This is a genomic window from Stenotrophomonas sp. BR163 (assembly GCF_047520985.2).
Lineage (GTDB): Bacteria > Pseudomonadota > Gammaproteobacteria > Xanthomonadales > Xanthomonadaceae > Stenotrophomonas > Stenotrophomonas sepilia.
Genome location: NZ_JAXBRE020000015.1, coordinates 22,290 through 33,726 on the forward strand (window position 1 = coordinate 22,290; position 11,437 = coordinate 33,726).

7 protein-coding genes and 1 riboswitch are annotated in these 11,437 nt (G+C 66.1%); of the genes, 3 read left to right on the forward strand and 4 right to left on the reverse strand.

The features are described 5' to 3' along the window. Positions 1-33: 33 nt before the first annotated feature. The gene (locus tag ACM0PY_RS13400) at positions 34-3,480 is read left to right on the forward strand and encodes a hybrid sensor histidine kinase/response regulator (RefSeq protein WP_134970845.1); all 3,447 of its coding nucleotides are present in this window, start codon (positions 34-36) and stop codon (positions 3,478-3,480) included. 99 nt (positions 3,481-3,579) lie between these two features. Here the strand turns inward: ACM0PY_RS13400 and ACM0PY_RS13405 are convergent, their stop codons facing one another. From ACM0PY_RS13405 to acs, 4 genes are all read right to left on the reverse strand, one after another. Then, positions 3,580-4,155 (reverse strand): manganese efflux pump MntP, encoded by a 576-nt coding sequence (locus ACM0PY_RS13405; protein ID WP_010482394.1) that lies wholly within the window; start codon positions 4,153-4,155, stop codon positions 3,580-3,582. An 88-nt stretch (positions 4,156-4,243) separates the two neighbouring features. Further along, positions 4,244-4,333: riboswitch (yybP-ykoY riboswitch) on the reverse strand. A 148-nt stretch (positions 4,334-4,481) separates the two neighbouring features. Then, positions 4,482-4,874 (reverse strand): hypothetical protein, encoded by a 393-nt coding sequence (locus ACM0PY_RS13410; protein WP_134970843.1) that lies wholly within the window; start codon positions 4,872-4,874, stop codon positions 4,482-4,484. A gap of 260 nt (positions 4,875-5,134) precedes the next feature. Beyond that, positions 5,135-5,800 (reverse strand): response regulator transcription factor, encoded by a 666-nt coding sequence (locus tag ACM0PY_RS13415; protein ID WP_111201069.1) that lies wholly within the window; start codon positions 5,798-5,800, stop codon positions 5,135-5,137. Between the two features lie 80 nt (positions 5,801-5,880). Further along, positions 5,881-7,824: an acetate--CoA ligase gene (gene acs, locus ACM0PY_RS13420; protein WP_053498791.1), complete on the reverse strand. Its 1,944-nt coding sequence runs from the start codon at positions 7,822-7,824 to the stop codon at positions 5,881-5,883. Between the two features lie 245 nt (positions 7,825-8,069). Here acs and ACM0PY_RS13425 point away from each other — a divergent pair, with 245 nt between their 5' ends. Both ACM0PY_RS13425 and ACM0PY_RS13430 read left to right on the forward strand, forming a co-directional pair. After that, positions 8,070-9,497 carry a DcaP family trimeric outer membrane transporter gene (locus ACM0PY_RS13425; RefSeq protein ID WP_053461689.1) on the forward strand — a complete coding sequence of 476 codons (1,428 nt, stop codon included), beginning with the start codon at positions 8,070-8,072 and terminating at the stop codon, positions 9,495-9,497. Between the two features lie 127 nt (positions 9,498-9,624). Then, entirely contained in the window at positions 9,625-11,286 is a 1,662-nt protein-coding gene (locus tag ACM0PY_RS13430) for an MFS transporter (protein WP_065196779.1), read from the forward strand. Positions 11,287-11,437: the final 151 nt, after the last annotated feature.

An 11,437-nucleotide genomic window follows, 5' to 3' on the forward strand; every position in this document is an offset into this window, starting at 1 on the left:
TACACTGCGGGTTCTTCCGACGGAAACGCACGCGTGGTCTCCAGCTGGATCCTGCTGCTGGTCTCGGTTGCCTATGCCGCGCTGCTGTTCGGCGTGGCGTGGTGGGGCGACCGTCGGCCGATGTACCCCGACCGGCCGTGGCTGCGGCCGGTGGTCTACAGCCTGGCGCTGGCCGTGTACTGCTCCTCGTGGACGTTCTACGGCGCGGTGGGTACCGCCGTGCGCAATGGCGTGGGCTACCTGCCGATCTACATCGGCCCGCTGCTGCTGCTGTTGTTCGGCTGGCGCATCATCGAGCGCCTGGCGCTGATCGCACGCAGCCAGAACGTGGTCTCCATTGCCGATTTCATCTCTTCGCGCTTCGGTCGCTCGCGGCGGCTGGCGGCGCTGGTGGCGATCATCGCGCTGATCGGCATCATTCCGTACCTGGCGTTGCAGTACAAGGCGGTGGCGATGAGCCTGCAGGTGCTGACCGGCAACACCGGCCCGACCGGCTTCTTCACCGACCCGGCGCTATACGTGGCATTGCTGATGGCGCTGTTCGCCACCCTGTTCGGTACCCGCCAGGTCGATGCTACCGAGCACCACCACGGCATGATGCTGGCGATCGCCTTCGAATCGGTGATCAAGCTGCTGGCGATGCTGGCGGTGGGCGTGTTCGCCTACCTGTGGCTGAGCAACCGCACCGACGCGGTGGTCGAGTCGGTGCATACGCTGTTCACCGGCCTGCCGCCGGTCGGCTTCATCTCGCAGACCCTGCTCAGTTTCCTCGCCATCATCTGCCTGCCGCGCCAGTTCCACGTGGCCGTGGTCGAGTGCGGTGACGTGCGCGACGTGCGCCGCGCGCGCTGGATGTTCGGCGGTTACCTGGTGCTGATCTCGGGCATGGTGCTGCCGATCGCCACCGCCGGCGTCACCCTGTTCGGCACCGGCGGCAGCGTTGCCGACGATTCGATGGTGCTCGCGCTGCCGTTGGCCGAAGGCCGCAATGCGCTGGCGCTGATCGCCTACGTGGGCGGCTTCTCGGCGGCCACCGGCATGGTCATCGTCTCGTCCATCGCGCTGGCGACCATGGTCAGCAATGATCTGGTGATGCCGGTGCTGCTGCGTCGGAGCGGTGACCACCAGGAAGCCGCCGACGTCGCCTCGCGCGTGTTGTGGATCCGCCGCCTGGCGATCCTGCTGCTGGCGCTGATGGCCTACAGCTACTACCGCACCAGCAGCAACGACAGCACACTGGCCTCGTACGGCCTGATGGCGTTCGCAGCGGTGGCGCAGTTCGCGCCCGGCCTGATCGGCGGCCTGTACTGGCGCGGTGCCAGCCGGCGCGGCGTCGAAGTGGGCATGCTGCTGGGCTTCGCCACCTGGCTGTACACCCTGCTGCTGCCGGCGATGACCATGGCCGGCTGGGTCGACGCCGCCTGGGTGCAGCACGGCCCGTTCGGCATCGAGTGGCTGCGTCCGCAGCAGCTGTTCGGCATGTCCGGCTGGGATCCGCTGACCCACGGCACGTTCTGGTCGCTGCTGGTCAATGCGGCCACGATGATGCTGGTGTCCGCACGCTGGCGGCCCGGCGTCGACGAGCGCCTGCGTGCGGCACCGTTCCTCGACCCGTATGCCGAGCGCCCGTCGGTGGCCGGTGGCTGGCCCGGTCATGTGCATGTGGGCGACCTGCTGGCACTGGCCTCGCGCGTGGTCGGCGAACGTCATGCGCGGCGTTCGTTCTTCGAGCAGGCGCAGTCACTGGGCCGTGAACTGCAATCCTCCGCGCCTGCAGACCGCCCGTGGGTGCAGTTCACCGAGCGCCTGCTGGCCGCGTCGATCGGCGCGGCGTCCGCACGCCTGCTGCTGACCAGCCTGCTGCGTGGCTCGGGCATGGACCTGGGCGAAGTGGTGGCAGTGCTGGACGAAGCCGGGCAGGAACTGCGCTTCAACCGCGAGATCCTGTCGACCACGCTGGAGAACATCAGCGCCGGGGTCAGCGTGGTCGATCCGGACATGCGCCTGACCGCGTGGAACCGCCGCTACCAGGACATGTTCGGCTACCCCGACGGCATGCTCTACGTGGGCCGCCCGGTGGCCGACCTGATCCGCTACAACGCCGAGCGCGGTGAGCTGGGCGAGGGCGATATCGAAGTGCAGATCAACCGCCGCATCGGCTACATGCGCGCCGGTTCGCCGCACGTGTTCGAGCGCACCCGCAGCGACGGCAAGGTGATCGAGATGCGCGGCCAGGCGCTGCCCGGCGGCGGTTACGTGACCAGCTACAACGACATCACCGACTACAAGCACGCTGAAAGGGCGCTGCTTGAAGCCAACGAGACGCTGGAACAGCGCGTGGCCGAGCGCTCGCATGAGGCCGAGGTCGCGCAGCAGTCGAAGACGCGCTTCCTGGCGGCGATCAGCCACGACGTGCTGCAGCCGCTGAACGCAGCACGCCTGTTCGCTTCGGCACTGCGCGACAGTGATCACGTGAGCGACGAGCAGAAGCATCTTGCCGAGCGCGTGGATGCGTCGCTGCGTGCGGCCGAAGAACTGCTTGATGGCCTGCTGGACGTGTCGCGGCTGGATGCCGGTGGCCTGCACCCGGTGATCGGCGAGTTCGATGTGAGTGCGTTGATGCGCGAGCTGGCCGCGCAGTACACGCCGGTGGCCGCAGGCCGTGGCCTGCGCCTGGACCTGTTCACGCGTCCGGCCTGGGTGCGCAGTGACCGCCGCCTGCTGCGCCGCGTACTGCAGAACTTCCTGGCCAATGCGCTGCGCTACACACGCCAGGGGCGCATCGTGCTGGCCGTGCGCCAGCGCGGCGACGAGGTGGAACTGCAGGTGTGGGATACCGGCCCGGGCATTCCCGAACACCACATGCGGCAGATCTTCGACGAGTTCCACCGCTACCAGCAGCCGTTCGACTGGGGCGAGCAGGGGTTGGGCCTGGGCCTGTCGATCTGCCAGCGCATCTCGCGCCTGCTCGACCATCGCCTCAATGCACGCAGCCGCGTTGGCAGTGGCTCGATGTTCTCGATCATCCTGCCGCGGGTTGCGCCCTTGCCCGGCTACACCGAGCCTGCCAAGGCGACCCAGGCCGTGGCCACACCGGTGCGCAGCGATTCGCTGGCGGGCCTGCGGGTGCTGTGCGTGGACAACGACGAGGAAATCCTCGACGGCATGCGCGCACTGCTCGGCCGCTGGCAGGTGCAGGTGATCACCGCCGCCACCGTCGACCAGGCACTGGAGAAGATCGCCGAGCGACCACAGGTGATGCTGGTGGACTACCACCTGCACGATCGCATGGATGGCCTGGATGCGCTGGTGGCGCTGCGCGAGGCGGCCGGCTACCCGCTACCGGGTGCGCTGCTGACCGCCGACGGGCGTGACGAACTGAAGCGGATGGCACGCGAGCGTGGCTACCGCGTGCTGACCAAGCCGATCAAGCCGGCCTCGCTGCGCGCCTTCCTGGGCGCGCTGCGCGATGCGCAGTAGCGCTGGGCGCCCCGCAGCAGATCCACGCCATGCGTGGCTGTGACGTCTGGTAGTGCCGGCCGCTGGCCGGCAACCACGCAATCGCTCGCTTCCGATGCGTTACCCCACGCCGTGCAGGTGTTCGTACAGGATCGTCGCGCCGATGATCACCAGGATCACGCCGCCGATGATCTCGGCACGCTTGCCGACCATGCTGCCCAGCACGCGGCCGAGCATGATGCCGACGGTGACCATGGTCAGCGTGCACAGACCGATGACCGCGGCCATCACGCCGATATGCACGTCCATGAAGGCCAGGCCGATGCCCACCGCCATCGCGTCGATGCTGGTGGCGAAACCGGTCAACGCCAGCTTCCAGAAGCCGTGGTGCTGCGAGGGGTCTTCGTCTTCCTCGGCACTGTCCGGGCGCAGGCCGTTGTAGATCATGTGGATGCCCAGCGCACCGAGCAGGCCGAAGGCGATCCAGTGGTCGAAGGCTTCGACGTACTGCAGCGCGGCGCGGCCGAGCAGCCAGCCGATGATGGGCGTGATCGCCTCGATGACGCCGAAGATGATGCCGGCACGCAGTGCATCGCGGAACACCGGCTTGCGCATGGCCGCGCCCTTGCCGATTGCAGCGGCGAAGGCATCGGTGGACATGGCGAAGCCGATCAGAAGGATCGAAATGGGGGACATGGGCGGCGGTTGAGGTCGGGCTAGGACGGACGCACGGCCTGCGCTCGCGCCCAACCTGACGTTGCGCGCGCGGGCCGCTGGTCTCGCCAACCATCATGGTTGTCCACGCCACGGCGCACCGGCCGAGTATGTTGACGTGGACGATTCCTGCGAAGGAATCCGGCTACTCCCCAAGGGGACGCGAAGCTTAGCATCGCGATCCACGCGTGGCGCATTTCCATCGAAACGCGCAGGCAGGGCTGGTTTGTATAGCGATGGCTATATCGTGAGCGCAGCGGTGCCTGGTAGTGCCGGCCGCTGGCCGGCAGGAATGCGGACGCGACCGGCTACATCACATGGATGCTGTACAGCGTGGGGCCGCCGAACACCACGCTTTCACGATCAAGGTCGAAGGTGGCGGTCAGATCACACATCTCGCCATCGGCGAACAGGTCCAGTTCCACCTGGGCACCCGATGGGCGCTTGTATATTCGCGCCTGGGTGCGGATGTACTCATCGCTGGGAACATCAATCCGAAAGTGATTGGCAGGATCGGGCGGATCGGAGAAGTACTCGAGCGCCGCACGCCGAAAATCCTCCTTGCGATCATTGGGGAAGCCTGGTGGGCTGGGGCCATCCGGACAGCCTTCGCGGACGAAGGCAACCAGCATGCGGATGGCGTCCCGTTCTTCCGGTCGAAGCTGCGACGCATCTCTGAGTGTGTCGAGCAGAGTGTTCATTTTCGAGCCCAAGTCGCCATGCAGCGGCAGTATGCAATTGCAGTAGTGGCAGCCATAGAGCCAAATGCGTCGTCCTGGGTAGCAGAGAGATGCGAAACACATCGGTCGCACCGCCATACGCTTGGAACCAATTGCCGGGCATTGGCCATGATTCATGCGCCGGCGGGTGCCGCGGATACACCTGGCCAAGCAAGCTTGGCACCTACCACAGCGGTTTCAGGCGGTGTCGGACGATTGCCGGCCAGCGGCCGGCACTACCGTCAGTCTTCTTCCGGCGGCAGCACGATGGTGTCGTCGTCGATCGCCAGCTTGCCGGCCATCAGCACGGCCTGGGTGCGGTTGGTCACGCCGAGCTTGCGCAGGATGGCGGTGACGTGGGCCTTGATCGTCGCTTCGGAGACGTTGAGGTCGTAGGCGATCTGCTTGTTCAAGCGGCCGGCGCCGAGCATCTGCAGGACGCGGAACTGCTGCGGGGTCAGCTCGCGCAGGCGCTGGCCGACTTCGCGTTCTTCGCTGCCGGTGGGCGGCACGTTGTGCGCTTCCGGCGGTGCCCAGGTCTCGCCATCGAGGATGGTGCCCAACGCATGGCCGATGGTGTCCGAATCCGCAGACTTCGGGATGAAGCCCAGCGCACCGTGGTCGAGCGCGCGGCGCATCACCGTGGCCTCTTCGCGCGCGGACACAACCACCACTGGCAGCTGGGGGTGCAGTGAGCGCATGTGCACCAGTGCGTTGAAACCCTGCGCACCGGGCATGTTGAGATCCATCAGGACCAGGTCGGCGTCGTTGTGCTGGTCAGCCAGCGCGTACAGCGCTTCCACGCTGTCGGCCTCGAACAGCTGCACGCCGGGGATGACCCGCTGCACGGCGCCGCGCAGGGCTTCGCGGAACAGCGGGTGGTCATCGGCAATCAGGAGGGTGGTCATGGTCGGGGGGAACCGTGGGGGAAAGCAGATGGGGTCAGAGCCCTTTCCTTGAGGAAAGGGATCCGACCCCGGGTCGTACGTCATCGCACCTTGCGCTCGTCCACCAGCGATGCCACCACCGATGGATCGGCCAAGGTCGAGGTGTCGCCGAGCTGGTCCGGTGCGTTTTCGGCAATCTTGCGCAGGATGCGGCGCATGATCTTGCCCGAGCGGGTCTTCGGCAGGCCCGGTGCCCACTGCAGGTGGTCCGGTGTGGCGATCGGCCCGATCTCCTTGCGCACCCAGGCGATCAGCTCCTTGTGCAGTTCATCGCTCGGGGCCTCTTCGGCCACCAGGGTGACGTAGGCGTAGATGCCCTGGCCCTTGACGTCGTGCGGGAAGCCCACGACCGCCGCTTCGGCCACCTTCGGATGCGAGACCAGCGCGCTTTCCACTTCGGCGGTGCCGATGCGATGGCCGGACACATTGATCACGTCGTCGACGCGGCCGGTGATCCAGTAATAGCCGTCTTCGTCGCGGCGGCAACCGTCACCGGTGAAGTAGCTGCCCGGGTAGGTGCGGAAGTAGGTATCGATGAAGCGCTGGTGGTCGCCGTACACCGTGCGCATCTGGCCCGGCCAGGAGTCACGGATGATCAGGTTGCCCTCGGTCGGGCCGTCCTGGATCTCGCCATCGGCATTGACCAGCGCCGGCTGCACGCCGAAGAAGGGCAGGGTGGCCGACCCCGGCTTGAGGTCCATCGCGCCGGCCAGCGGCGAGATCAGGATGCCGCCGGTTTCGGTCTGCCACCAGGTATCGACGATCGGGCAGCGGCTGTCGCCGACCACTTCGTAGTACCAGCGCCAGGCTTCCGGATTGATCGGCTCGCCGACGCTGCCGAGCAGGCGCAGCGACGCGCGCGAGGTCTTCTTCACCGGCTCCTCGCCTTCGCGCATCAGCGCACGGATGGCGGTCGGGGCGGTGTAGAAGATGCTCACCTTGTGCTTGTCGATGACGTTCCAGAAGCGCGAGGTGTCCGGATAGTTCGGCACGCCTTCGAACATCAGCGAGGTCGCACCGTTGGCCAGTGGCCCGTACACGATGTAGCTGTGGCCGGTGACCCAGCCGACATCGGCGGTGCACCAGTAGATGTCGTCCTCGCGCAGGTCGAACACCGCTTCATGGGTGTAGGCCGCGTACAGCAGATAGCCGCCGGTGGTGTGCAGCACGCCCTTCGGCTTGCCGGTGGAGCCGGAGGTGTAGAGGATGAACAGCGGGTCTTCCGCGTTCATGCGTTCCGGTTCGCAGGTGGACGGCTGGCTGTCCACCACATCGTGGAACCAGCGGTCGCGCGGGGCCTGCATGTCCACCGCGCCGCCGGTGTGGCGCACCACCAGCACGGTTTCAACCGTGTTCGTGCCCGGCAGCTTCAGCGCGGCATCGACGTTGGCCTTCAGCGGAATCCTGCGGCCACCGCGCAAGCCTTCGTCGGCGGTGATGATCAGCTTGCTCTGGCAGTCGCTGACGCGGTCGGCGATCGAGTTCGGCGCGAAGCCACCGAACACCACCGAGTGGATCGCACCGATGCGCGCGCAGGCCAGCATGGCTACTGCGGCGTCGACGATCATCGGCAGGTAGATGGTGACGCGGTCGCCTTTCTTGACCCCAAGGTTGCGCAGCGCATTGCCGAGGCGGCAGGTGCGCTCATACAGTTCGCGATAGGTCACGTGCTGGGCCGGTGCATCCGGGCCGTCCGGCTCAAACAGCAGGGCGGTCTTGTCGCCGCGCGTTTCCAGCTGGCGATCCAGGCAGTTCACGCTGGCATTGAGCTCACCATCCTCGAACCACTTGATGTGGAAGTCGGACAGGTCGTAGCTGACGTTCTTGATCTTCGTCGGCTTGCGCATCCATTGCAGGCGCTCGGCGGCCTTGCCCCAGAATCCATCCGGGTCGGTCACCGACGCCTGGTACTGCTGTTCATAGGTCTTCTTGTCGATGCGTGCCTTGGCGGCGAACTGCGGATCGACGGGGTAGATATCAGCCATGGCACCCTCACTTGCACGTTGACTTTGTATGTGCGGTCGCAGCATCGCAACGACCGATCCCCCTCAGTTTGCCCCATCCACCCCCGGCCGCGTCACCACCCTGGTTAGACCATGGTCGAAAGTGAGCGCCCTGCAGGGCCGGGTTCGACCAATGGCGAATAGCCGCTATACATAATCGCCCCGCAGTCTCGGCTCGACCGTGCCCCACGCGCGGCATCACCTTGCCACTTGGGAGAGAGGGCAACATGAGCCACCGTACGTTGAAAGCCGTGCGCACACCTTTGGCGGCCTGCCTGCTGGTCGCCCTGGTCGCACCGGGCATGGCGTTCGCAGAGACCGCCAAAGAGAAGGCACTGGAAGCACGCGTTGCCGAACTGGAACGCCAAGTCCAGCTGCTGCTGTCTTCGCAGCAACAACAACAGACCCAGATCAGCCAGACCCAGCAGGCGGTGACCGAAGTGCGCACGGTGCAGGCCGAGCAGAAGCCGGTTGCACAGGTGCCGGCCGGCAAGCAGCCGATCCAGGTCACCACCCTCACCCCGGGCGCGGCACCGGGCACCACGGTCAAGATCGGCGGCTTCATCAAGGCCGACTTCCTGGCCACCCAGACCAGCGATGGCCAGCTGGCCGACGACGCCACCGGCCGTTCGCTGTACCTGCCGGGCCAGACCCCGGTGGAAGGCGCTGGCGGCAGCGGCAAGCGGTCGGGCACCGATTTCAACGCCCATGCCAAGTTCTCGCGCTTCAACCTGGGCATCGACAACGTCAGCGAATCGGGCAACAAGGCCGGTGCGTTCTTCGAGATGGACTTCTTCGGCAACTCGCTGGGCAACCAGACTGCCACCAATACCTATGGCGTGACCCTGCGCCACGCCTACATGTACTGGAACAACTGGCTGGCCGGCCAGACCTGGTCCAACTTCATGGACGCGGCCGCACTGCCGGAAGCGGTCGACTTCGTCGGCCCCACCGACGGCGTGATCTTCGTGCGCCAAGCGCAGGTGCGCTACACCCAGGGCGGCTTCAGCGTCGCGCTGGAAAACCCGGAAACCACCACCCTCACCGGTACCCGCAACCCGGTCACCGGCGCCTGGACCAACGCCAGCGCCAACTCCGACCGTGGCAGCCTGCCCGACCTGACCCTGCGCTATGGCTGGAAGGGCGACTGGGGCACCTTCGGTGTCGGCGGCATCGTCCGCCAGCTGAAGGTCGACAACCAGGCGACCGGCGCGAAGGCCGACAAGGTGGCCGGCGGCCTGACCCTGGGCGGCAAGTGGGTGATGGGTGACAGCGATTCGCTGCATTACCAGCTGACCGGTGGCGAAGGCATCGCCCGCTACATCGGCCTGGGCATCACTGCCGACAGTGCCTATGACGTGGCCCGCGACGAACTCAACCCGACCGGCGTGCTGGCCGGCTATGTCGGCTGGCGGCATGCGTTCTCGCCGAAGCTGCGCACCAACCTGATCTACGCGCGCAGCGACTACGACAACGACAGCATCCTCGGCCCGCTGGTGACCAAGAGCGTGCAGAGCATCCGCGGCAACATCTTCTATTCGCCGCTGCCCAAGGTCGATATCGGTGCGGAGCTGATGTACGGCCGCCGCGAAGTGGAGAACGGCAACAAGGGTGACATCACCCGGTTGCAGTTCACTACGAAGTACAGCTTCTAAGAGCGTGCCGGCCAGCGGCCGGCACCTACCGAGATGGGGTGCCGGCCAAGGTCGGCATCTACCGAACTGAGTGCCGACCAACGGTCGGCACCCACCAACAACGATTGCTTCGGAGGGGAAGCGTCCCATGTCCAGTACACCCAGCACCGCACATAAAGCGGGCACCCTGACCAAGGGCCACAAGAAGGTCATCTTCGCCTCGAGCCTCGGCACGGTCTTCGAGTGGTATGACTTCTTCCTGTACGGCTCGCTCGCGGCCATCATCGCCAAGCAGTTCTTCAGTGGCGTCAATGAAACCACGGGCATGATCTTCGCCCTGCTGGCGTTCGCCGCCGGCTTCTTCGTGCGTCCGTTCGGCGCGGCCTTCTTCGGCAGCCTCGGCGACCGCATCGGCCGCAAGTACACCTTCCTGGTCACCATCCTGATCATGGGCATCTCGACCTTCCTGGTCGGCGTGCTGCCCAACTACGCCTCGATCGGGTTTGCCGCACCGGTGATCCTGATCATCCTGCGCCTGGCCCAGGGCCTGGCGATGGGCGGCGAGTACGGCGGTGCCGCCACCTACGTGGCCGAGCACGCGCCGGACGACAAGCGCGGCCTGTACACCAGCTTCATCCAGTGCACCGCCACGCTCGGCCTGTTCCTGTCGCTGCTGATCATCCTGGCCTGCCGCATGACGCTGGGCAACGAGGCGTTCGAAGCCTGGGGCTGGCGCATTCCGTTCCTGGTGTCGATCCTGCTGCTGGGCATTTCGGTGTGGATCCGCCTGCAGCTGAGCGAATCGCCGCTGTTCCAGCAGATGAAGGCTGAAGGCAAGGGCTCCAAGACCCCGTTCCGCGACAGCCTGAAGGGCGGCAACCTGAAGCTGATGCTGCTGGTCCTGCTCGGTGCGGCGGCTGGCCAAGCCGTGGTCTGGTACGGCGGCCAGTTCTACGCGCTGTTCTTCCTCAGCAGCATGCTGAAGGTCGATGCCACCACCTCCTACCTGCTGATCGCCGCTGCGCTGGCACTGGGCACGCCGTTCTTCATCTTCTTCGGCTGGCTGTCCGACCGCATCGGCCGCAAGAAGATCATCCTGGCCGGCTGCCTGCTGGCGGCCATCACCTACATCCCGATCTTCAAGGGCCTGACCCACTTCGCCAACCCGGCCATCGAAGAAGCCCGCAGCAGCTCGCCGGCCCTGGTCGTCGCCGATCCGGCCACCTGCTCGTTCCAGTTCGATCCGGTGGGCCTGCGCAAGTTCACCAGCTCCTGCGACGTGGCCACCGCCGCGCTGACCAAGGCCGGCGTGCCGTACGACGTGCAGCCCGCCGCCGCCGGCTCGCTGGCGATGGTGAACGTGGGCAGCGCCAGCGTCCCCTCGTATGAGGCCGCAGGCCTGACCAAGGAAGAAGGCAAGGCCAAGGCCGATGCGTTCGGAGCGGAGCTGAAGACCGCGCTGACCACCGCCGGCTACCCGGCCAAGGCCGATGGTGCGCGCATCAACATCGCCGGCACCATCTTCATGCTGTGGCTGCTGGTGCTGTACGTGACCATGGTCTACGGCCCGATCGCCGCCTACCTGGTCGAACTGTTCCCGACCCGTATCCGCTACACCTCGATGTCGCTGCCGTACCACATCGGCAACGGCTGGTTCGGTGGCTTCCTGCCGGCCATCTCGTTCGCGCTGGTGGCCGGTACCGGCAACCTGTACTACGGCCTGTGGTACCCGATTGCGATCGCACTGATGTCGGTGGTGATCGGCGGCCTGTTCCTGCGCGAAACCAAGAACGTGGATATCACCAAGTAAGAATGATGTTCATCGGATGAAGGAGAGGCCGTGGTGCAGACCACGGCCTTTCTGTTTGTGGACCGTGCCCACTCGGCTCGCATTCCGGTAGTGCCGGCCGCTGGCCGGCAATGGGTTCATGTCTGCGAAGATTCATGGGGTTGCCGGCCAG

Coding starts and splice junctions, on each gene's coding strand:
- ACM0PY_RS13405 (WP_010482394.1), bottom strand. CDS start 4,155: ATGTCCCCCATTTCGATCCTTCTGATCGGCTTCGCCATGTCCACCGAT.
- ACM0PY_RS13410 (WP_134970843.1), bottom strand. CDS start 4,874: ATGAACACTCTGCTCGACACACTCAGAGATGCGTCGCAGCTTCGACCG.
- ACM0PY_RS13415 (WP_111201069.1), bottom strand. CDS start 5,800: ATGACCACCCTCCTGATTGCCGATGACCACCCGCTGTTCCGCGAAGCC.
- acs (WP_053498791.1), bottom strand. CDS start 7,824: ATGGCTGATATCTACCCCGTCGATCCGCAGTTCGCCGCCAAGGCACGC.
- ACM0PY_RS13425 (WP_053461689.1), top strand. CDS start 8,070: ATGAGCCACCGTACGTTGAAAGCCGTGCGCACACCTTTGGCGGCCTGC.
- ACM0PY_RS13430 (WP_065196779.1), top strand. CDS start 9,625: ATGTCCAGTACACCCAGCACCGCACATAAAGCGGGCACCCTGACCAAG.